This is a genomic window from Anaerosporomusa subterranea (assembly GCF_001611555.1).
GTDB classification, from domain to species: domain Bacteria; phylum Bacillota; class Negativicutes; order Sporomusales; family Acetonemataceae; genus Anaerosporomusa; species Anaerosporomusa subterranea.
The window spans coordinates 283410-304928 of the sequence record NZ_LSGP01000013.1 but is presented as its reverse complement, the minus strand read 5'-3'; the positions used below and the strand labels follow the sequence as shown (position 1 = coordinate 304928).

The window sequence follows — 21519 nt, the reverse complement described above, 5'->3', positions numbered from 1 at the left end:
ACAAATCTGTTAGGGTCCTATTGACAGAGAAAAGTCGCCTTCATGTAGGCGACTTTTACAACTTTTGAGCTAAGACAATCAGCCTTGGACTTTCATGGTTGTAAAGGGTTCGATCAAAGTTCCCGAAGGTCGATCTAATCTTCAAGCCACTATTTTCAAGCAGTGTTTCAATCTCATATAACGAATAGCTGCGAAGGTCGAATTCATATCGGAGTTTTTTTCCGGAATTTTGGTTAATAACTTCTCGCTTCATTTTTGCAGTGCCATGCTGCAGTTCCGCTTTATAGGACAAAACATATTCGCCGCTTGGATGCCGCCAATAACGGTTAAGATTACTTCTGGCCATCAGTTCTCTATTCAGAAGATCCATCAACAGAAATCCGCCACTGTGCAACGCGTTAGCAATTTGTTTCAGAACCAAAGCATTCTCTTCATCGGAGAAATAGCCAAACGCAGCAAACATATTAATTACAGCATCAAATTGATTATCATAAGCTAATTCGCGCATATCTTTTTGTTCAAAGCAAATTGAGACCCCCGCTTCGATGGCTTTTTGACGCGCAATATCAATAAACGCCTGTGTACCATCCACGCCGGTGACTAGATATCCGCTTTTAGCTAGTTCTATCGCGTGACGACCATACCCACAGTAAAGATCCAGAATTTTAGCCTGAGGGGCTATGCCGAGAGTCTCGACGATAAAGGCAACTTCTTGATGCGTACCGACCGGTGAATACGTCTTATTATCATCATAAAGTTCCCGGTTCATGCTTCACCCACCTTGGACTCCATTGTAGTTGCCGAATAAACACGGACACAATTTTTCGTTGACCGCTTGGCCGCTAATAGCGCTAAATCAGCCTGGGCCACCAAATCCTTCGCGTTGGCTATGCTCGCAGCGAGGCTAGTAACACCAATACTAATACTGAGACCGGGAAAGGTGCAGTCGATAATTTCCTGAAATGAGTATTCAGCTACGGCTCGGCGTACTCGTTCAGCAATAAATTGCGCCTCTGTTGAGGTTGTTTCCGGCAACAATACAGCAAATTCTTCGCCGCCATACCTACAGACCCAGTCTACGTCACGACACGACTGCGAGATCAGCTTAGCGACTTGAGCGAGGATCTCATTACCAGCTAAGTGTCCATATGAATCATTAATATGTTTAAAGTAATCGATATCAATCATCAACAACGATAAGGAGTGCTGATACCGACAAGCCCGACGGTACTCCTGTTCCAAGAGTGTACTAAAATGGTGAAAATTATACAATCCCGTTAATTCGTCGGTGATAGCAACTTTCTCAATCAGTGCCACATGTTGAACATGCGCTATTACGACAGCCGCCTGAGCAGCCACTGTTCGTAACATTTCGATATCATAAGGGCTGAGTGAACGTTCAGCCGGGCACTGTAGGTCAAGAACACCGATGACCCGATCACGCACGATCAAGGGGATTGCTAATTCACTCACGCAATCAGGCGCTCCAGGAATGTAACGCGGATCATTTGACACATCAGGAACAAAGACCTGTTCTCGAGTCTGAGCTGCATAACCAATAATTCCACTATCTAGTGGGACTTCGCAAATATCGGAATAGCCACGATGGGCTTTCATGATCAACGTATCACCAATGTCATTTAGTAAAAAGATCGCCGAGTGGACACACGCAAAATCACTCATGACAATATTTACGATATCTTCCAAGGCTTCTTGTTCACTGACATTGCGTTGCACGATAGAAGCAACTTCGTAAAGAACTTGCAATCGCTTATGTGATTGATCTAAATCCATTAGGCGAAAGTCCATCGCTGACATCGCGTCACACAGCTCCCGTTGTGCGACTTCTGCTTGTTCTGTTAATAGTTGAAACTCTTGCTCCAGCAAAACATTTTCACTTTCATTCAGAAATATAATTGCCACGCCTTGTTGCTGGGGTAGCGGCGTGATGCGACAAGCTACATGTTCTTCAAGACCATGACAAGTCTGAAAACTAATCCGGTGAACTTTACCAGCTTGCTGGAATGCGACAGCCTGTTCAAATTGGGCAACTATTTGGCCAACCGTCTCTGGTAGTAAAAACTTTCCCAGTAATGTGCTTAAATCGCTCTCGCGAAAGTAGCGCAGACGACGGTTGCTGATAAATATCTCTTGAACTTGGCGATCGTGATTGACCAACAGTAAAGCGGCGGGAAGAGTGTCAACGACAGCTTTGATCAGGTCTGCAGGATATGTTCTGAACATGTGGTCAACCACCTCACAGTTTGTTAAAAAGTCTTTCGCCACGAAACAAGAAATTCCTGCCTTTTCTTACCGATAAATAAAAACACCGAGGCAACTGAAAAGTCGCCTCGATAACAAGAATTGATTTACGCCATATTCTATATTTTCTCAGCGCCAGCTGAAAGGGCCAACCGATTAATCTCTAATAGTTCTGGTCTTTTGGCAAACATCTTATCAAAAGCCTTGAGAACAGATGCTGGGCTTACTGCTTTTGTCGCGGCGACAATTGCGCCAAGAGCTACCATGTTAGCTACTTTGGTGTTGCCTAATTCGTTGGCGATATCATTTACAGCCAGTTTATAGACTTTGATATCAGAACGCTGAGTGTCATGTTCAATTAAGGAGCTATTAATTAACAAGATACCCTCTGGTTTTATGGTTGGCTCGAATTTTTCAAGAGAAGGTAAGTTCATCGCCACTACAGCAGTTGATTCGCTGACAATAGGAGCACCAATTGGCTCATCTGAAATAATAACCGAGCAATTTGCAGTGCCGCCACGCATTTCCGGACCATAGGATGGAATCCAGGAAACATTCTTTCCTTCGATCATTCCTGCATACGTCAACAGTTGACCCATGACCATGACGCCTTGTCCGCCAAAGCCGGCAATGATGATTTCGTGCGTCATACTTTGGCCACCCCCTCAGGAGTTTTGAAGACTCCCAACGGATAATAAGGAATCATGTTTTGCTCTAGCCACTTAACTGCCTCTAGCGGAGTCATACCCCAGTTTGTTGGACAGGTAGAAAGAACCTCTACCATCGAAAAACCCGCTCCACTCATTTGAAGTTGAAAGGCTGTCTTGATCGAGCTTTTGGCTTTAGCCATATTGGCAGGGTTATTCACGGCAACTCTAGTTATATATGCGGCTCCGTCGATAGTGGATATCATTTCTGACATCCGAATCGGCATACCTGACTCACTCAGTTTGCGACCATATGGAGACGTAGTAGTCACTTGACTTTCTAGTGAAGTTGGCGCCATTTGCCCTCCGGTCATCCCATAAATAGCATTATTAACAAAGATGGTGGTTATTTTCTCGCCTCGTACCGCAGCATGAATGATTTCGGCGCAACCAATGGCTGCTAAATCGCCATCACCTTGATAGGTAAAAACAACCGACTCCGGCAATACCCGCTTGACGCCGGTAGCAACCGCAGGAGCCCTGCCATGGGCTGCTTCCATCATATCACAGTTGAAGTACTCATAGGCCAGCACAGAGCAGCCGACAGGCGCAATCCCAATGGTTCTTTCCCTGACGTTCAGTTCGTCCAAGACTTCAGCAACTAAGCGATGGATAATCCCATGATGACAGCCGGGACAGTAGTGCATGGGAATATCTAGAAGTGATTTAGGGCGTGAAAATAGCACTTCTGCCATGACTATCTGCCTCCTTTTCCATCAAAAATTTTAACAATTTCGTGGTAAATTTCTCTGGGGCTTGGGATCATTCCGCCATATCGCCCATAAAAATAAACTGGTTTTGAACAACGAATGGCTAATTTTACATCTTCGATCATTTGTCCTGCACTCATCTCTATCGTTAAGAATGCTTTTGTCCGAGAGGCAGTCGAAAATAGCTGGTCTGAGGGAAATGGCCATAGTGAAATTGGCCGGAACAGGCCTACCTTCATGCCTTCCCCTCTCGCTTTCTCAACAGCAGTTCGTGCTATGCGGGAGGTGATGCCATAGGCAACAAGCGTTAGTTCTGCATCATCTGTGTATAGTTCCTCACAGCGGGTCTCGGATGCTGTAATCGCGGCATAACGAGCCTGCAGCTTATGATTATGTTGTTCTTGCTCATCAGCCTTTAGATGTAACGAATTAATGATATTCGGCTGGTTTCGGTTTTTCATCCCAACAGCGGCCCAAGGCTTTTCAACCACAGTTGCAACGCTGGCGCGAAACTCTACCGGTTCCATCATCTGACCTAGAGCACCATCGCCTAAAATCAGCACCGGATTGCGATAGCGGTCAGCAAGATCAAATGACTCTACGGTCACATCAACTAGCTCTTGAACAGAGTTTGGCGCTAATACAATGCAGTGATAATCGCCGTGTCCGCCACCCTTTGTCGCCTGGAAATAATCTGATTGCGCAGGCTGTATGCTGCCGAGTCCCGGACCGCCGCGCTGGATATTTACAATAACACAGGGGAGTTCGGCGCCTGCGATGTAGGAAATTCCTTCTTGCTTTAAGCTAATACCAGGACTGGAGGACGAAGTCATTGCTCTCGCGCCGGCTCCGGCGGCTCCATACACCATGTTAATGGCAGCTATTTCGCTTTCTGCCTGTAAAAAGACCCCGTTTACCTGCGGCATGCGTCTGGCCATGTATTCAGTCAGTTCTGTTTGCGGCGTAATCGGGTAGCCAAAATAATGACGGCAGCCGGCAACAATGGCGGCTTCTCCGATCGCCTCATTACCCTTCATTAGGATTTTCTCAGCCAAGCCAATCACTCTCCTACTTATGAATTTCAATGACCATGTCAGGACAGGTTCTAGCGCACAACATACAGCCAATGCAAAGAGATTCGTCAGAGCAGGAAGAACAGCGGTACCCCTTACTATTAAACCGATTAGACATCACGATGATTTTCTTCGGGCATACGGCAGTGCATAATTCGCAGCCTTTGCACCTCTCCACATTAAAAACCGGTTTTGGCATATTCTTTCCCCCTTCATAAAACTCAATATGAAATGGTCTTGTTATCGCTTATGAAATCCCATGCGTTGTGAGATACAACTCGCTTTATCACAAACCATGTTAACCAAGGCTTGGCGACGTTCGAGCGTTAATGAAGAGCTTGAGCTGGAGATTGACAACGCGGCAGCAACCTGGCCAGTCGAATCGTAAATAGGGGCTGCTATGCAAGAGATTCCTTCTATTGTTTCGTTACAACCGACGGCATATCCTTGACGGCAAACAGCAGAGAGCTCTTCCAGCACGGCTTCTCGGTTGGTCAGCGTCTGTGGTGTATATTTTGCTAAGCCACGTTCCAGCACAGCTTCGATAAAACTTGTAGTAGCATTTGCTAACAATACTTTGCCAATAGCTGTGCTGTGCAGAGTAATACTAAAGTCAAATTTTGGGATCAGGACAAATGCCCGCTGGGGTTCGATTTTTTCTATTATCATCAACTCTTCTTTTGAAAGCATAGCCAGTAACGCGACTTCCTGCGATTGTTCGGCCAATTCCAGCATAATAGGCCGAGCAATCGTACGTATATCTAAGCGTTCTGAGCATATTGCTCCTAGTTGTATTAATTGTAAGCCTAAGGTGTAGCGAGATCCCTCCGTCTGACGAACAAAGCCACGTTGCGCCAACGTTACCAACAGGCTATGCACTGTGCTCTTTTGAACATTGAGTAAATTACTCAATTCGGTAACGCCCATTTCACGTGGACATTTACCCAAAATAATGAGCAGTTCAAGAGCTCGATCAACTGATGCGATCAGATACGGGCTGTTTTTTTGCAGCTTACCCGCCTCCGTTTCCCGATAGCGTTTCCACAGGAAGAACATCGTTCTGTTATTTATATTCCATTTTCAAAATAAAAGTCCTGCCAGAGCGCACAAGAATACAGAATACTCCCATAAAGCAAGAGCGCTTGGCCAAGCGCTCTTGCTTTATGGGTTAACACACTAAATTATGCAATAATCTCTACCTGACCGCCCGTCTTTGCCATCGCAGCATTGCCTTCATCTGTGTCAATATGCATTTCCAGGCTGAATTGGTCATTCACACGAATGAGAACTTCATCAAAGATCAGCCCACGCTCACCACCTAGGCGAACTTTTACAATATCTTTGTCTTTTACACCAAACGTTTGAGCGTCTGCTGGAGTCATATGAATATGACGCTTAGCGGCGATGACGCCTTCTTCAAGATTTACACTGCCTTTCGGTCCAACAATAGTAACTCCCGGTGAAGCAGCGATATCTCCTGAATCGCGGACAGGAGGATTAATACCCAACTTTATCGCGTCAGTCAAAGCTACTTCAATCTGGGTTTTTTTGCGTTCCGGACCTAGTATGCGAACATTTTTAAAGCTGCCTTTAGGTCCGACAATATCCACAATCTCCTGACAAGCGAACTGGCCAGGTTGGGACAGGTCCTTTATAGGGTGAAGCTGATACCCCTCACCAAACAGGACGTCTAAATGTTCACGTGATACATGTAGATGACGACCAGATACTCCTACGGGAATTTTTGGTGTAGACATTGCAATCTCTCCTTCTTTTTCTGTTGACGCAATCAAAGCGCAACTATTCTATAACCTCTGAAAAGTAGACGACAGTAACTTTATCAGTCGGTGTCATTGTTTTATCATACATCGCTTCTAAAAAGGCCAGCACATCACCGACACCGTCGACATCCGGGTTTTCACCATGAATATCGTCGCTAGTCAGTTGGGCAATCGGTTTAACTAAGACTCGGTCAATGACGGCAGTGAAGATTTTTTGTTTAGGTTCATAGCGTTTTCCTGCTGTGATCCAGACAATATCTCCTTCAGAGTATTTACCGGTTTTATCGCCTAAACGGATGGTACATTTTTTTCTCCGGTTCTGCAATTGCTCGTGATGTTGCGCGGAATAGAAGCTTAGGGCACGCATAGGTTTTGCCTCCTTCATCTTCATATTCTTCCTAACCAATTCCGAATGCGTTCGACAGCCTCGGCCAGTCTTTGTTCAGGTTGCACCAATGCAATACGAATATATCCTTCGCCGTGGGGGCCAAAACCGATGCCCGGAGTAACCGATACCCCAGTGTGTTCAATTAAACTAACAACAAAGTCATACGACGACTGACATGTTGGCACTGGCGCCCATATATACATCGAAGCTTGCGGCTTTGGAACATTCCATCCGATAGCACGAAAGCCTTCCACTAATACGTCCCGTCTGTTTTGGTAGACGCGCGCCGTTTCCCGTACACAGTCCTGTGGGCCGGTTAGAGCCGCAACAGCAGCCTTTTGAATAGGATAGAAAATTCCGTAGTCAAAATTAGACTTCAAACGACCCAACAACGAGATGACTTCTGCATTGCCAACCGCAAACGCAGCTCGGCAACCAGCCATATTATACGTCTTAGATAATGAATGGAACTCAATTGCCACATCTTTAGCTCCAGGAATACTAAGGAAACTGTCAGGGCGATAGCCGTCAAAGACCAGCTCACTATAGGCGAAATCATGACAGACGATAATTTGATACCGTTTGGCGATTTCAACAACTTTAGCGAAGAACTCGCGGGGCGCGGTCGCAGCCAGCGGATTATTGGGATAGTTTAGTATCATCAGTTTGGCGCGGCGCAAAGTTGCCTCATCGATGGCATCAAGGTCAGGTAAAAAACCATTCTCAGCAGTGAGGGGCATTAATCGCAATTCGGCGCCCGCAACTAATGGTCCTGCACTGAAAATTGGATAGCCAGGATCAGGAACAAGTACGACGTCGCCGGGGTTGACCAAACAAAGTGCAATATGGGCCAGTCCGTCCTGTGAGCCGATCAGCGAATGCACTTCAGTCTCTGGATCTAAATCAACGTCAAATTTTTTATACCAATTAGCGACAGAGCGAAGAAATTCCGGAACCCCTTTGGATAAAGTATATCCGTAATTCCTCGGATCATTAATGGCTTCTTTCATGGCAGTGATGATATGCGGCGCTGGCGCTAAATCCGGGCTGCCAATACTTAAACTGATGACATCCTTGCCAGCGGCTGCCGCTTGTTTGCGCAATCCGTCAACTTGTGTAAAAATCGCCGAAGTCAGACCCTGCATTCGAACTGCATGGTCAATCACTGAAAGTCCCCCTTTACTCCTTCACAGCATGCTTTTCTTGCAAAAACTGATGAATAGCAACTGCAGCCTTCTTGCCGGCACCCATAGCTAGGATAACAGTTGCGGCTCCGGTCACAATATCGCCACCCGCGAATACGCCTTCTTTAGAGGTGAAACCTGCTTCATTGGCGATAATATTGCCATTTTTATTCACCTCTAGACCCGGGGTAGTGTGTTGCACTAAGGGATTGGGGCCCTGGCCAATTGCCATAACAACTGCATCAACATCAAGGGTGTATTCGGAACCCTCTACCGGAATCGGTCGACGGCGTCCTGATTTATCCGGTTCGCCAAGCTCCATCCTGATGCACTCCAGCCCACTGACCCATCCTTTTTCACTGCCCATAATCCTGACCGGCGCAGTCAGCAAATGGAATTGAACGCCTTCTTCTTTTGCATGTTCCAATTCTTCTGCCCGCGCGGGAATTTCGGCTTCAGAACGGCGGTAAACGATATAAACGTTTTCAGCGCCCAAGCGCAGAGCTGTACGCGCCGAATCCATCGCTACGTTGCCGGCACCAACGACTGCAACATTTTTTCCGATGTGAACCGGAGTACCTGATTGCGGGAATTGATAGGCTTTCATCAAATTCACGCGGGTCAAAAACTCATTGGCAGAATAGACTCCATTGAGATTTTCACCAGGTATGTCCATAAAGTGAGGCAAACCGGCACCTGTACCGATAAATACAGCTTCAAAGCCTTCCTCCTCAAACAATTCGTCAATCGTAAAGGTTTTACCAGCAATGGCGTTCACTTCAATCGTAACACCAAGCTGCTTCAAACCGTCAATCTCTTTGCGGACTATTGACTTGGGCAGACGGAATTCCGGAATCCCATACATTAATACCCCACCTGGCTCATGCAAGGCTTCAAACACGGTCACGTCATAGCCAAGACAAGCTAGATCACCGGCGGCAGTCAGACCTGCCGGGCCAGCGCCGATGATCGCAACTTTGCCGAGCGGTTCTGCGCCTACTTCACGCGGCTCACAGTCACAGCTTAGACCATAATCAGCAGCAAAGCGCTCCAAGCGGCCAATCGCAACTGGTTGCCCTTTCTTAGCGAGAACACAGAGTTTTTCACATTGATGTTCTTGTGGGCAAACCCGACCGCAAACAGCTGGCAGATTGTTCTTTTGCTTAATCTCAGCAACAGCTTGATCAGGACGGTCTTCCCGTAAATGTTTAATAAACGCCGGTATATTAACCTCAACCGGACACCCTTGCCGACAGGGCGCTGTTTTACATTGAAGGCAGCGATCCGCCTCAGCCTTAGCGATATCGGCAGTATAACCTAAAGTAACTTCCTTAAAGTTTTTGCGCCTTTCATCGGGCGTTTGCTCAGGCATTTTGTGTCTTAGTGACATGAGCATTCACCTCCGCATTTGCGTTCCTCTTTTTCGTGTTCAAGGTACATTCTTTGTCTAGCCATTAGTCCGGTAAAGTCAACTTGATGAGCATCAAACTCCGGACCATCAACACATGCAAATTTATTGGTATTACCAACACTGACCCGACAACCGCCACACATGCCAGTACCATCAACCATGATCGGGTTAAGGCTAACAATGGTCTTGATCCCATAAGGGCGAGTAACTTCTGCCACACCACGCATCATAACGACAGGACCAATAGCTATGACTAAGTCGATTTTCTCACCTGCCGCAATCATGGACTTTAGCGGATCGATAACCATTCCTTTGTGTCCTTTTGAGCCGTCATCAGTTGTTACGTGCAGAATATCACTCACTGCCGCCATTTCTTTTTCGAGAATTAACAAGCTTTCATTTCTGGCACCGATGATGGATACCACCTTATTTCCCGCCTCCCGGTAAGCCCGGGCGATGGGATAAACGGGAGCGACTCCGATACCGCCGCCAATGCAAACGACTGTGCCGAATTTATCGATATGGCTGGCATTGCCAAGTGGACCGGCAACATCAAGAATTGCTTGCCCTGCCTGAAGTCTGCCAAGCTGACGGGTTGAACAGCCAACCTCCTGAAAGATTAGTGTAATGGTGCCAGTCTCGCGATTAAAATCGGCGATCGTTAATGGAATCCGTTCACCATCTTCATCAGTGCGAAGAATAATAAATTGTCCAGGTTGACATTTTTTAGCTATGCGTGGAGCTTTTACAATAAAGCTTTTAACTCCTTGCGATAATTCTTCTGTTTTTTCAATGACGTACAAATTTATTCCCCCAAACTGCTACTATATTTAACTTGCAAATATATAACCGCTACTGTTTGACCAATCGCATAGCGCGTTTTTGCACTTCATGGGCCAACCGTTCTTCGTCAATGGTGGTTAACTGACGATTTTTCATCAATATGCGACCATCAACCAACACCGTATCTACATCCCGGCCTTGCGCCGCATAAACCAACAGTGAACTACAATCATGACGAGGATACCAGTGTGGCTCGTTCATATTAATTAATGTAATGTCAGCGCGATAGCCAGCTTCAATTTTTCCAGTTTTCTCAAATCCCAGACAGCGGGCTCCATTCTCTGTAGCCATGGCTATCGCAGTTCCAGCAGGAATAACCAACGGATCATAGCGGTTAACCTTTTGCAATAACGCAGCCAGCCGCAATTCTTCCATCATATCAAGGTTATTGTTACTTGACGCGCCGTCAGTACCTAAACCAACACATAATCCGGCCTTGAGCATATCTTCGACCGGTGCGATGCCGCTGGCCAATTTCATGTTGCTGCCTGGATTGTGCGCAACCCGGACCTTGCGTGCAGCCATTAGCTGGATATCGTCCGGCGTTACATGAACACAATGAGCCGCAAGGACTCCTCTTTGAAGCAGGCCGACCTCTTCCATAAGAGCAATCGGGGTTTTGCCGTGCTCCTTTAGACAATCTTCCACTTCACCAGCAGTCTCAGAAAGGTGAATATGGACTTCGGCGCCTAACTTCTCTGACATAGCAACCACTTTTCGTAAATAGGCGGGCGGACAGGTATACGGCGCGTGCGGTCCTAACATCACGCTGATTCTACCATCGGCTGCGCCATTAAATTGAGTGTAAAAGCTTTCACTCTCTAAAAGTGCCTGTTCCCCGGTAGGCGCGACGCCAGCCATACCTCTGGCCAGAGAAGCGCGAATGCCGGTTTCAGCTACAGCGCGGGCAACATCATCCATAAAGAAATACATATCGGCAAAGGCAGTTGTTCCAGATTTCAGCATCTCGGCGATTGCCAATAATGAGCCCCAGTACACATCCTCGCCTGTCAGCTTAGCTTCAGCCGGCCAAATTTTTTTCTTTAGCCAATCCATTAGTAGCATATCATCCGCATAGCTGCGAAAAAGCGTCATGGCTGCATGGGTGTGGGTATTAATAAAACCCGGAATCGCTAGCTTTCCTGTACAGTCAATCACTTCACCTTGCCAATTGAGCGGTGCATGACCGAGCGCCATAATTACATTATTCTCAATAACGATGTCTAGCTGCTGAACCGAGCCATTCGGCAACAGGACTTCACCATTCTTCAGTAACAAATTTCCCATGGGTTAACCTCCTTGCCGTTGCCTATAGTGTTCTAGATAGAAACTGTGCATTCCTGCTACATCTTCTTCACTGAGGGGGACAGCTCCTCCTAGCAATTGCGCCCAACTGAAGATCTGCGCTGCCTTCTCCACTAATTCCGCGGCTGTCATTGCCTCGTTAAGAGTTTTGCCACAGGCCACCACGCCATGGTTAGCGAGCAGTACAGCAAATTTGCTAGCTAGAGCGTGGACAGCATTGTCGGCCAATTGTTGTGTGCCCGGCAACGCATATGGTGCAACAGAGATTTCCCCGCCTGCCAGCTGCACTAGGTCTTCGATTATTGGTGGTATTGCCCGACGTGAAACTGCGCACGCACTGGCAAACACACTATGAGTATGCACGATACCGCCGATATCGGGCCTTGCCGCATAAACTGCCAGATGTAGTGGCAATTCTGACGATGGGGAGAGGTGCCCCTCGACAGTTTCTCCGCTTGCATTCACAATGACAATATCGTCTGGCTGTATAGTTCGGTAGTTACGACCTGACGGTGTTATCGCAAATAGATTCTCACTAATGCGCACACTAATATTACCCCAGGTCCCAGTCACCAAGCCCTTATCGAGTAGGTATATTCCTGTCTCCAGGATCTTTTCGCGCCAATACCGTATATCCTTGCCGGTCATAGCATTGCCCCTTTACTCACCCTGAAGATAGCGTTTTTGTTCGTCACTCAACTCATCAATCGCTATGCCCATTGCCCGTATTTTCAAAGCAGCAACCTGTTGGTCCAGCTCAGCAGGTAATGTATAAACCTCGGGCTTCATGTCTTGGTGGTTCCGTAAAATATGAAGGATCGCCAGCGTTTGCATCGCAAACGACAAATCCATGATTTCTGTTGGATGGCCATCGCCTGCCGCCAAATTGACCAACCGACCTTCAGCTAACAGATATAGCTTTCTACCATCGGCAAGGGCATACTCTTCAATGTTCTTTCTGACACTACGCTTAGAAATTGCCATTTCCGCGAGATGCAGTTTATTAATCTCCACATCAAAGTGGCCCGCGTTGGCGAGCATAGCACCAGACTTCATAACGGCAAAATGCTCTCTGCGGATAACATCAGCGCAGCCAGTTAGAGTGACAAAGAAATCACCTTTTCTTGCCGCCTCAGCCATCGGCATAACTCCAAAGCCATCAAACGCCGCTTCTGCCGCCTTGATCGGATCAATTTCGGTAACAATAACATTTGCGCCTAACCCTTTGGCTCGCATAGCAACGCCCTTACCGCACCATCCATAACCAGCCACAACAACAGTTTTGCCGGCTACCGTCAAATTGGTCGTCCGCATAATGCCATCCCAGGTAGATTGACCAGTGCCATAACGGTTATCAAAGAGGTATTTGCAGTATGCATCATTGACAGCAATCATTGGGAAGCGCATTCTCCCTGATCCAGCCAATGCGCGCAAGCGCAGGACACCGGTAGTCGTTTCTTCTGAACCGCCAAGAATTTCAGTTGCTTGCTCCTGACGCTCACCATGTAGCAGCGCAACCAGATCACCGCCATCATCGACAATAATTTGCGGTCTGCAATCAAGAGCTTTATGTAAGAAGTCATCATATTCTTCCTGTGTCGAATTGTACCAAGCAAAGACGTTGACACCTTGCTCCGCTAAGGCTGCTGCAACATCATCTTGCGTTGATAACGGATTGCTGCCGGTAACAGCCACACTTGCCCCGGCATTCTTCAGGACCAAGGCGAGGTATGCAGTCTTGGCCTCTAAGTGCATAGTGATCACCAAGTTAATACCTGCGAGAGGCTTAGATACAGACAATTCAGTATTGAGAATATTAAGTACCGGCATATGTTCTTTAACCCAGTTAATTTTGGCAAGCCCTTGCGGTGCAAGTGACGCATCACGAATTATCGATTTCAAATTATTTACCACCTTTCTCTTTTTGAATAGAAGCTATAGCTGTACAGAACGGTGGGCGAAGAACGCCATGCTCTGTGATGATTGCTGTGATCAGTTCATGGGGAGTAACATCAAATGCCGGGTTAAAGACTTCGACTCCGGCAGGTGCAACAACCTGTCCGCCAAATGCCGCCACCTCACAGGAGTCGCGCTCCTCAATCGGAATGCTATCACCTGTTTGCAGACTAAAATCAAAGGTTGACAGTGGAGCTGCGACATAGAATGGAATATTGTGTTTCTGTGCAAGAACCGCAACGCTATATGTGCCAATTTTATTGGCAACATCACCATTTAATGCGATTCGGTCAGCTCCGACAATAACAGCCTGAACCATTTGCTTCTTCATCACCCAACCAGCCATATTGTCAGTAATTAAGGTAACTGGAATTCCGTCCTGCATCAATTCCCATACTGTCAGACGAGCTCCTTGCAGCAACGGTCTGGTCTCATCAGCAAAAACCCGGCCGATTTTGCCATTCGCCCACGCCTGACGAATGACGCCTAAGGCGGTTCCGTACTCAACAGTTGCCAGCGCTCCGGCATTACAGTGAGTGAGAATCGCATGAATCGGCTGCTCGAATAGTTCAAGACCATGGCGAGAGATTGCCGCATTCACTTGGCGATCTTCTTCCATGATTGCAACAGCTTCCTGTTCTAAGGCAACCACAATATCCGCATCCGAAGATACACTATCCAACACAGCCATCATCCGTTTCAAGGCCCATGACAAGTTGACGGCAGTGGGACGCGTGTTTAGCAATTCCTCTGCAACCTGTGGCAACAGCATTCGCAGATTTTCTCCATTTGCCGCCAATTCGCGGGCTCCCAGCACCAGACCAAACGCTGCCGCTGCACCAATGGCAGGCGCACCGCGCACCTCAAGTCTTTTTATGGCTTCACCGACGCGCCGATGATCACGGCAATCTATGTACTCCAGGCTTCCAGGAAGCGCTGTTTGGTTCAGCAAACACAAACAGTCATTCGACCACTGAATTGATTTCAAATCAGCACCACATTTCCATCTTATAGTTTAAAACCGCCATATTCGCGTAGCGCATGCTGGCAGGTGCAATCTTGGACATCAGTTAGCTCTATTGTCTTCATAATTAAACGTTTAATTTTTTCACTGTTTTCTCGCATCGTATCAAGTACTTCGCCGTGCGTCAAGGGCTGCGAGGATATGCCTGCAGCAAAATTGGTCACCATCGATACCGTTGAGTAACACATCTCGGCTTCTCTGGCCAGAACGACCTCTGGCACATTTGTCATTCCTACCAGATCACCGCCCAGCTTCGCAAACATCCTGATTTCGGCAGGTGTTTCAAAGCGCGGTCCTTCTGTACAAACATATACTCCACTGGCGTGAATTGAAATATCGGCAGCCGCGGCAGCCGTCACGACAACTTGGCGCAAAGTTGGGCAGTAAGGGTCCGTGACATCTACATGAACTACTCCCCGCTGTCCACCTTCATAAAAGCTTGAGACCCGGCCTTTGGTAAAATCAAGGAACTGATCAACAACCACAAAATGTCCTGGCTTCATCGCAAGGTTAAGGGAACCAACGGCCGTTGTCGCTAGAATGTTGCGTACACCGATATGCTTCATCGCCCAAATATTGGCTCGATAATTAATTAGATGCGGCGGAATTGAGTGTTTACTACCATGCCGGGGAATAAAAGCAATTTTTTTATTTGCATATTCACCGACCAAAAACTTTACACCGCCAAACGGAGTATCGACAGACTCTTCTCCAATATTCGACAGTATGCGCGGATCATACACGCCTGTGCCGCCAATAATTGCTATGTTTATCATTTTCATCACCTTGTCTATGTTATTGCCCGCGGAGATTATCCGTCAATGCATATATATATTTTACTATAATGTGCCAAGTTATTTCTACCCCTATTAATCAATGCGTAGATTCTCTAGCACTCTGATATAGAAAAAGAGTCCTTGCCAACAAATGGCAAGGACTCTTTGCTATTAATTACTTAAAAATGCCAAAGGGTTTACCTACCGGCAAAGTCGGCTTGCCGAACCACTTATTGAGGAAAGTAGCGCCAGATCCGTAGAAGCCGAGCAGTGAAATAATTAATTCTGTATAAGCGGCAATCGTATGCGCCCAGTGGCCACCCATCTTAAACGAATCCAGAGCGAGCGTGATGAACAAAACATTGATTAAAGCCATAATGCTGAAGATTACTTTGTTGGTTTCCATAGCAGCGACAGTTCCAAACAGGGAGAAAATAAGGTAACCGATAAACGCGAATCCAAGTTGCTTAACATCGACAGCTTTAGCAAGCTCAGGTCCGAAAGCACCCATGTTAATCAACCAAACTGCAGCCATGCTAATCCAAAACAGGCCATAGCCACCAAACACAGTAGCGCCAAAAAGATTATTGTGCTTGAAGTCATAAACGCAAGCCATCATTTGCGCAATTGATCCTAAAAAGATCGCCCAGGGAACAACAAACGATAATCCTGTTGTTAAACCGAGTTTTTGTGAAGATGCGACAAAACAAACCATTGCAAGACCAAACAAACCTAACGCAGACGGATCGGCAACTACAATTTGAACTTTCTGATCATTTCCAGTACTCATGACCTACCTCCTATATTAAATGCACTATTAAAATATCATAAACAAGCCCTATCGTCAACTAGAAAAAGATAATTAATCATAAAAGCAGTATTTGCGTTAATATGATGTTAGATGATTAAATATCGGATTATCTAAGAGAATAATTGCGTAATCAGCAAGAAAATAAAAAAAGAGGGAGCTATTCCGCTCCCTTGCATGTCTCTTCTCTCTCTGTTGTGAGGCAACTCGACTCACACAAACGCACACTGCTAGGAAAGATTTACCCCAACCAAGCCGCCCAGCGCACCCGCAGCTAAGCCGGTTAATAATTTGCCTGCTAAGAGAGAAAACGAGATCGTCTCTCCACTCATAGTCATTCCTACTCCGACGGAAAACACGACATAAAGAAATCCTACAGCCATTCCGGTCAAGAGGACTCTTGATTGCACCCGTTGCGCTGCATACACGCTACCAATAAAAATACTAATCATATTCACTGCAACCATCAAATACTGTAGATAGTTGTCAATATAAAAGGTGTCAGAGATGACATTCATCAATGATAATAGTGTGATGAACAACAAAGAAATGCAAACACTCACAATAAATCCTACGATAATAGATATGGCTGTTCCCGCGCTCCGGCTTGGCGGCATGCCGCTTTTACGATACTTGGCTGCTTTCGCCATACACATACCCCCTATTTCGAGGTTCTACAATAAATGTATGCACGCAGCTGTAAATTATACCCAAGCAAAAAACTACCAGTCCCACCCCTTGACCATATCCATTATTGCATAGTTAGTTAAATCGAAATGCACCGGCGTGACCGATACATAACCCGCTTTGACAGCTTCGACATCACTATCTGGATCGTTCCCAGCATCTATCACGTTGCCGGCCATCCAATAGTAGACGCGCCCACGGGGATCTTGTCGTTTCTCAAATACGTTCTCATAACTAACCTTACCCAATTTCGTAATGGCCACTCCTTTGATCGACATAGCGGCCAGTGGTGGCACGTTTACATTCAACAATGTATTCTGTGGAAGTGATTCTTGTGCCATAACCCTTTCCACCAACTGCCGCGTATACCGGGCCGCTACCGAAAAATCAACAGGGCGCCGTGCAGCCAGCGATACAGCCACTGCGGGCAAGCCATGCAGTGATGCTTCAATTGCGGCACTGACTGTGCCGGAATACAAAACATCTGTCCCTAAATTAGGACCATTGTTGATGCCAGACACAACAATATCTGGGGTGCGAGGCAATAGGGCTTCTAGTGCTACCTTGATACAATCAGTTGGAGTTCCGTTTACACTCCAGGCAGTTACCCCAACCTGATCAACAGGGTATTCATCCACTCGAATCGGGTGATGAACAGTAATCGATTGACTGCAAGCACTGCGTTCACTATCTGGTGCAACAACCGCAATGTCGGCGATGGACGAAAGCTCCATCCATAGCGCTCGAATCCCTGGAGAATGAATGCCATCATCATTCGTAATTACAATATACAAAACGTGTCCCCTCTTCCTCTATGAGATGATTATTGGCTGCTCATTAAGGTTCGATATTAGAACAGAAGACTGCGATGATTCCCAGACCATGACACCTGGACCTGCACATCGTTTAATACCTCACACATTTGTTATAGAAAAATGATGAGTTATTCACTCATCATTAAATAATACTCCATAAGATTATCTATTTAGTAACCTGTTTACTCAGCAGTTCATCGTGCTTCGCAAAATCGTCTTGTGACATAACCATTTCGTGATAACTGAGACTGCGTGTATGTTGGGTATGACTCCATTCACGGTCGTTACGCCGCCAAAAGCCGACAAATGTGATCGGAATCCAGCTATACACAAATAAAGGATATAGTATCATATACAGCCAAGACTTCCACTGTGCTCGGATTTTCGCTAGTACAATGATCGGAAAAACATACTGACCAACCGCAATCAGGGTCCAAACTTCAATCGGCAGTATCATATACAAAATATTGGTATAGAAGGGTTCAATATAGTAAAGGTAGCTTAGCAGAACAAATGTCGTCGATAGGATCAAAAAATGCGGCTGAAGCAGGTGAATCACGCCATCAAGAATACTGATATTTCGCTGCTTGATTCCTTCATAAACCAGCTGCGGTATATAACGTCCCGCAACGTCAAAATGACCTTGCGCCCACCGCTTGCGTTGTTTCCAGGATTGTTGAAATGTCAGCGGCTTTTCATCATAAACAATGGCATCATGCGCCCAAGTAGTACGGATGCCTTTTAACAGGACCTTCATGGTGAACTCCATGTCTTCAGTTAGACAAGTAGCGCCCCAACCAAATCGATACAGTATATCTGTAGAAATGCACATACCAGTGCCGCCTAGCACGCTAGAGAGTCCAAGCTGATATTTTGCCAGATGCCAGATATGGTTTACCAACCAAAAAGATATCGCAAAGGTTCCAGAAATCCAGGTATCGTTGGGATTCTTTGCATCTAGATAACCCTGTATGACTTTTTCGCCTTTGCACAACCGACTATTCATCTCGGCTAAGAAGTTAGGGTGAACTAGATTGTCAGCATCAAAGACGACCACTGCGTCATATTTACGCTCCAGACTAAACAGTTTGGTAAAAATCCATTCCATTGCATAACCTTTACCCTTTTGCTTATCATTGAAACGTTCGTAAACGAGTGCTCCCTTTGCTCTTGAAATTTCCGCTGTTCTGTCTTTGCAATTATCCGCTACCACAAAAATATCGTAGAGTTCATCTGGATAATGAAGATAATGAAGATTTTCAACGAGCTGACCGATGACTTGTTCCTCATTATGAGCGGCAACAATAACAGCAAATGTTTTTTCCGGAGTAAGGATTTTTTCCTCCTTGCGCCGCCACATACCAAAAAAAGCGATGAAAAAATAATACAAGGTAAAGAACACAATGATTAATTGCATGGGAATCATTATGTAATCGAACGTATAGTTCATGAGATTCTCCTTTAATAAGCAAGTACTCTGCTTATCCTACGCCGATTCCAATCCCTCGGCTCAGAATTGTTCAATGCGCCACTGGAGAGAAACCGCAAATTCAAACATTTGTATGGTTACTATGTCCTAAGATGCGAGGACGTATCCCAGGATTTCGCCAGACGCTAAGAATTACTTTTATCAAACAGAGCAAATGCAGTGTTTAGTATACCAAACAAAGCAAACGAGAAAAACGGAATAAACAAGTTAATTTGGCGAAACGTATAAATCAGATAAGCTGCAAGCGCCAGGGTGAGTATGGCCGGAATTAGGCGGATAGGTTCACCTTTTCCCTTAAAATCCGGATAACGGATAGTGCTGACCATCAGCAATGCCACAATGGACATCATTATCGGGAACCAGATACCTTGTGGCTTCAGGCCGGTCATTATAAAGGTTGCAATGACACAGCCGGCCGCAGGAATGGGCAGTCCCATAAAGTAGCCTTTAACAATTCCAACATTCACATTAAAACGCGCCAGCCGGAGCGCTCCGCAAGTCGCAAAAAGCGCTGCAATCGCCATTCCGATAAAGCCTAATTCATTCAAGACAAGCACATAAGCCAGAAAGCCTGGTGCCACACCGAAGGAAACTAGATCACATAGAGAATCCAGTTCTTTTCCAAAATCACCGCTAACTCCAAAGTAGCGGGCCACCCTGCCATCTAAACCGTCGGCGATCATCGCTGCGAAAATCAATGTGCCAGCCTGTAAGAACTGACCATGATATGCAGATATGATGGCAAACACACCAAAAACAAGGTTCAACGCCGTCAACGCGTTGGGAATAATGCTTCTCAATTTCGCACCCTCCCTATTATTGTCTCTCCTCCGACCACGCGATCACCCTTTTTGACAACGATATCGACATTCAGAGGAACGACGACTTCGGTACAGGACCCGAACTTTATCATTCCGTAGCGTTGCCCCCGTTCGAGTAGGCTGCCAACAGTAACCCAGGATACGATACGACGGGCGATTAAGCCAGCTATCTGGGTGACTAGGATCTTCATGTCGCCGCATTCGAGTCCAATTGCATGTCGTTCATTTTCAAAGCCAGCCGACGCTTTGAAAGCCGGCTTAAAGCGGCCGCAAGTGTACTGTTGGAACTTGATATCGCCTTCAACCGGGCTGCGATTGACGTGAACATCAAACACAGACAAGAAAATACTGACTTTCACCCCAGGGGCATTTAAGAACTGATCTTCAAATACCTCTGACACACTCATGACTGTCCCATCAGCGGGGGAAAGAATCAGACTCGGGTCCTCAGGCACATTACGTCGCGGATTGCGAAAAAAGAACATGACAAAAGCGGTAATCGTTCCGGGGACAATACTCCAATAGGGGCTTAGGGTTACCCCTAAGATAATGGTGATTACAGCCAAAATCAATATATATGTATGTCCTTCTTTGACTATAGGCGAATTGGTCACATATGCACCTCCTTAGAGCGTCAACCTGACGAAAAAAAACAAAAGCAAGCAGACAACTTGCTATACTTATCTTTTTCCTCAAATTATTATAATATAGCGGTTAGTCTTTGTCTAATGGTTTTTAGCTGACAGTACTCTCAAAACGAATTTGGGCAAAGCCATCATCCGGCCAAGACGTTGGGGTTGACGAAGCAACCGGTACAACCACTCAAGCCCGGCTTGCTGCATCCATCGCGGCGCGCGCGTCGCTACTCCCGCCATCACGTCAAAGGTACCGCCAACTCCCATGCATACAGGTACCTCAAGAGCAGACAAATGGTTGTGAAGCCATTTTTCTTGTTTTGGCACTCCCAAAGCGGCCAATAAAATATGCGGGCTAGCTTGGCGAATCTCATCAATAATTGCGGTTTGATCTGATTCCTGAAAGAAGCCATTGCGGATACCGACAATTCGAACACCAGGATAGAGCTGTTGAGCGGTGACTGCCGCAGCTTCTGCCACCCCTGGGGAACCACCAAAGAAATAGACGCGGTAGCCTGACTGAGCGGCTAGCGCTAGCAAACGCTGCGTTAAGTCAAAGCCGGCCACACGCTCAGCTACTGCCTGGCCACTATAACGAGCTGCCCAGACAACGCCAGCGCCATCTGGAACGACTAAGTCAGCCGAGGCTAATATTGCTGCGAGCTTGGTATCAGATTGTGCTAACATAACCATTTCAGCGTTAGCAGTTGCTACCAGCTTGGGGCAGTCTTCGCCAATAAACTCTCCCACCCTAGCGACGGCTTCATCCATCGTCACCTTATCAATTCCAACGCCTAATACCGTTGCGCGTTCTCTCACAAAAGAATCTCCCTTAATGATGTCA

The 21519-nt window shown here is 46.4% G+C and carries 24 protein-coding genes; all 24 read right to left on the bottom strand.

Features of this window, described 5'->3' with window-relative positions:
* Nucleotides 1-55 precede the first annotated feature (55 nt).
* The 24 genes from AXX12_RS05035 to AXX12_RS04925 all read right to left on the bottom strand — a co-directional run bounded on the left by AXX12_RS05035 (nucleotide 56) and on the right by AXX12_RS04925 (nucleotide 21494).
* The gene (locus AXX12_RS05035) at nucleotides 56-769 is read right to left on the bottom strand and encodes a class I SAM-dependent methyltransferase (protein WP_066239020.1); all 714 of its coding nucleotides are present in this window, start codon (nucleotides 767-769) and stop codon (nucleotides 56-58) included.
* Nucleotides 766-2244 (bottom strand): GGDEF domain-containing protein, encoded by a 1479-nt coding sequence (locus AXX12_RS05030; RefSeq protein ID WP_066239017.1) that lies wholly within the window; start codon nucleotides 2242-2244, stop codon nucleotides 766-768. The genes AXX12_RS05035 and AXX12_RS05030 overlap by 4 nt, the downstream gene beginning before the upstream one ends.
* 137 nt (nucleotides 2245-2381) lie before the next feature.
* On the bottom strand, nucleotides 2382-2912 hold the full coding sequence (locus AXX12_RS05025) for a 2-oxoacid:acceptor oxidoreductase family protein (RefSeq protein ID WP_066239015.1): 531 nt from the start codon (nucleotides 2910-2912) through the stop codon (nucleotides 2382-2384).
* The gene (locus tag AXX12_RS05020; protein ID WP_066239012.1) at nucleotides 2909-3664 is read right to left on the bottom strand and encodes a thiamine pyrophosphate-dependent enzyme; all 756 of its coding nucleotides are present in this window, start codon (nucleotides 3662-3664) and stop codon (nucleotides 2909-2911) included. Before AXX12_RS05020 ends, AXX12_RS05025 begins: the two co-directional genes overlap by 4 nt.
* 2 nt (nucleotides 3665-3666) lie before the next feature.
* Entirely contained in the window at nucleotides 3667-4734 is a 1068-nt protein-coding gene (locus tag AXX12_RS05015) for a 3-methyl-2-oxobutanoate dehydrogenase subunit VorB (protein WP_082816720.1), read from the bottom strand.
* Nucleotides 4735-4747: 13 nt separating this feature from the next.
* A complete protein-coding gene (locus AXX12_RS18710; protein WP_074431338.1) occupies nucleotides 4748-4951 on the bottom strand; it encodes a 4Fe-4S binding protein in 204 nt (67 codons plus the stop codon).
* 41 nt (nucleotides 4952-4992) lie between these two features.
* Entirely contained in the window at nucleotides 4993-5808 is an 816-nt protein-coding gene (locus tag AXX12_RS05010) for an IclR family transcriptional regulator (protein WP_066239010.1), read from the bottom strand.
* Nucleotides 5809-5933: 125 nt separating this feature from the next.
* Nucleotides 5934-6509, bottom strand: coding sequence for a phosphate propanoyltransferase (gene pduL / locus AXX12_RS05005; protein ID WP_066239008.1), 576 nt, complete (start codon nucleotides 6507-6509; stop codon nucleotides 5934-5936).
* A 43-nt stretch (nucleotides 6510-6552) separates the two neighbouring features.
* Nucleotides 6553-6900: an ASCH domain-containing protein gene (locus AXX12_RS05000; protein WP_066239005.1), complete on the bottom strand. Its 348-nt coding sequence runs from the start codon at nucleotides 6898-6900 to the stop codon at nucleotides 6553-6555.
* Nucleotides 6901-6920: 20 nt separating this feature from the next.
* Nucleotides 6921-8087 (bottom strand): LL-diaminopimelate aminotransferase, encoded by a 1167-nt coding sequence (locus AXX12_RS04995; protein WP_066239002.1) that lies wholly within the window; start codon nucleotides 8085-8087, stop codon nucleotides 6921-6923.
* A 13-nt stretch (nucleotides 8088-8100) separates the two neighbouring features.
* Entirely contained in the window at nucleotides 8101-9501 is a 1401-nt protein-coding gene (gene gltA, locus AXX12_RS04990) for an NADPH-dependent glutamate synthase (protein ID WP_066239000.1), read from the bottom strand.
* Nucleotides 9486-10319, bottom strand: a complete 834-nt coding sequence (locus AXX12_RS04985) for a sulfide/dihydroorotate dehydrogenase-like FAD/NAD-binding protein (protein WP_066238997.1) — start codon at nucleotides 10317-10319, stop codon at nucleotides 9486-9488. The genes gltA and AXX12_RS04985 overlap by 16 nt, the downstream gene beginning before the upstream one ends.
* A gap of 49 nt (nucleotides 10320-10368) precedes the next feature.
* Nucleotides 10369-11646: an amidohydrolase gene (locus AXX12_RS04980; protein ID WP_066238994.1), complete on the bottom strand. Its 1278-nt coding sequence runs from the start codon at nucleotides 11644-11646 to the stop codon at nucleotides 10369-10371.
* A 3-nt stretch (nucleotides 11647-11649) separates the two neighbouring features.
* Nucleotides 11650-12312, bottom strand: coding sequence for a class II aldolase/adducin family protein (locus AXX12_RS04975; protein ID WP_066238991.1), 663 nt, complete (start codon nucleotides 12310-12312; stop codon nucleotides 11650-11652).
* 12 nt (nucleotides 12313-12324) lie between these two features.
* A complete protein-coding gene (locus AXX12_RS04970) occupies nucleotides 12325-13566 on the bottom strand; it encodes an adenosylhomocysteinase (protein ID WP_066238986.1) in 1242 nt (413 codons plus the stop codon).
* 1 nt (nucleotide 13567) lies between these two features.
* Nucleotides 13568-14608: an S-methyl-5-thioribose-1-phosphate isomerase gene (gene mtnA, locus AXX12_RS04965; RefSeq protein ID WP_066238982.1), complete on the bottom strand. Its 1041-nt coding sequence runs from the start codon at nucleotides 14606-14608 to the stop codon at nucleotides 13568-13570.
* A gap of 20 nt (nucleotides 14609-14628) precedes the next feature.
* Nucleotides 14629-15420 (bottom strand): S-methyl-5'-thioadenosine phosphorylase, encoded by a 792-nt coding sequence (gene mtnP / locus AXX12_RS04960; RefSeq protein WP_066238980.1) that lies wholly within the window; start codon nucleotides 15418-15420, stop codon nucleotides 14629-14631.
* Nucleotides 15421-15595: 175 nt separating this feature from the next.
* Nucleotides 15596-16210 carry an acetate uptake transporter gene (locus AXX12_RS04955; protein WP_066238977.1) on the bottom strand — a complete coding sequence of 205 codons (615 nt, stop codon included), beginning with the start codon at nucleotides 16208-16210 and terminating at the stop codon, nucleotides 15596-15598.
* A 248-nt stretch (nucleotides 16211-16458) separates the two neighbouring features.
* Nucleotides 16459-16878, bottom strand: coding sequence for a TIGR04086 family membrane protein (locus tag AXX12_RS04950; protein WP_066238974.1), 420 nt, complete (start codon nucleotides 16876-16878; stop codon nucleotides 16459-16461).
* 72 nt (nucleotides 16879-16950) lie between these two features.
* Nucleotides 16951-17709 carry a 5'/3'-nucleotidase SurE gene (gene surE / locus AXX12_RS04945; protein WP_066238969.1) on the bottom strand — a complete coding sequence of 253 codons (759 nt, stop codon included), beginning with the start codon at nucleotides 17707-17709 and terminating at the stop codon, nucleotides 16951-16953.
* 187 nt (nucleotides 17710-17896) lie between these two features.
* The gene (locus AXX12_RS04940) at nucleotides 17897-19180 is read right to left on the bottom strand and encodes a glycosyltransferase family 2 protein (protein WP_066238966.1); all 1284 of its coding nucleotides are present in this window, start codon (nucleotides 19178-19180) and stop codon (nucleotides 17897-17899) included.
* Between the two features lie 164 nt (nucleotides 19181-19344).
* The gene (gene pssA / locus AXX12_RS04935; protein ID WP_066238963.1) at nucleotides 19345-20019 is read right to left on the bottom strand and encodes a CDP-diacylglycerol--serine O-phosphatidyltransferase; all 675 of its coding nucleotides are present in this window, start codon (nucleotides 20017-20019) and stop codon (nucleotides 19345-19347) included.
* Entirely contained in the window at nucleotides 20016-20654 is a 639-nt protein-coding gene (locus AXX12_RS04930) for a phosphatidylserine decarboxylase family protein (protein ID WP_066238961.1), read from the bottom strand. Before AXX12_RS04930 ends, pssA begins: the two co-directional genes overlap by 4 nt.
* A 111-nt stretch (nucleotides 20655-20765) precedes the next feature.
* Nucleotides 20766-21494, bottom strand: coding sequence for a WecB/TagA/CpsF family glycosyltransferase (locus AXX12_RS04925; RefSeq protein ID WP_066238958.1), 729 nt, complete (start codon nucleotides 21492-21494; stop codon nucleotides 20766-20768).
* Nucleotides 21495-21519: the final 25 nt, after the last annotated feature.

Excerpts from the sequence above, each read along its gene's own strand:
- AXX12_RS05035 (WP_066239020.1), bottom strand. The coding sequence starts at position 769 with ATGAACCGGGAACTTTATGATGATAATAAGACGTATTCACCGGTCGGT.
- AXX12_RS05030 (WP_066239017.1), bottom strand. The coding sequence starts at position 2,244 with ATGTTCAGAACATATCCTGCAGACCTGATCAAAGCTGTCGTTGACACT.
- AXX12_RS05025 (WP_066239015.1), bottom strand. The coding sequence starts at position 2,912 with ATGACGCACGAAATCATCATTGCCGGCTTTGGCGGACAAGGCGTCATG.
- AXX12_RS05020 (WP_066239012.1), bottom strand. The coding sequence starts at position 3,664 with ATGGCAGAAGTGCTATTTTCACGCCCTAAATCACTTCTAGATATTCCC.
- AXX12_RS18710 (WP_074431338.1), bottom strand. The coding sequence starts at position 4,951 with ATGCCAAAACCGGTTTTTAATGTGGAGAGGTGCAAAGGCTGCGAATTA.
- AXX12_RS05010 (WP_066239010.1), bottom strand. The coding sequence starts at position 5,808 with ATGTTCTTCCTGTGGAAACGCTATCGGGAAACGGAGGCGGGTAAGCTG.
- pduL (WP_066239008.1), bottom strand. The coding sequence starts at position 6,509 with ATGTCTACACCAAAAATTCCCGTAGGAGTATCTGGTCGTCATCTACAT.
- AXX12_RS05000 (WP_066239005.1), bottom strand. The coding sequence starts at position 6,900 with ATGCGTGCCCTAAGCTTCTATTCCGCGCAACATCACGAGCAATTGCAG.
- gltA (WP_066239000.1), bottom strand. The coding sequence starts at position 9,501 with ATGCTCATGTCACTAAGACACAAAATGCCTGAGCAAACGCCCGATGAA.
- AXX12_RS04980 (WP_066238994.1), bottom strand. The coding sequence starts at position 11,646 with ATGGGAAATTTGTTACTGAAGAATGGTGAAGTCCTGTTGCCGAATGGC.
- AXX12_RS04975 (WP_066238991.1), bottom strand. The coding sequence starts at position 12,312 with ATGACCGGCAAGGATATACGGTATTGGCGCGAAAAGATCCTGGAGACA.
- mtnP (WP_066238980.1), bottom strand. The coding sequence starts at position 15,420 with ATGATAAACATAGCAATTATTGGCGGCACAGGCGTGTATGATCCGCGC.
- AXX12_RS04955 (WP_066238977.1), bottom strand. The coding sequence starts at position 16,210 with ATGAGTACTGGAAATGATCAGAAAGTTCAAATTGTAGTTGCCGATCCG.
- AXX12_RS04950 (WP_066238974.1), bottom strand. The coding sequence starts at position 16,878 with ATGGCGAAAGCAGCCAAGTATCGTAAAAGCGGCATGCCGCCAAGCCGG.
- AXX12_RS04940 (WP_066238966.1), bottom strand. The coding sequence starts at position 19,180 with ATGAACTATACGTTCGATTACATAATGATTCCCATGCAATTAATCATT.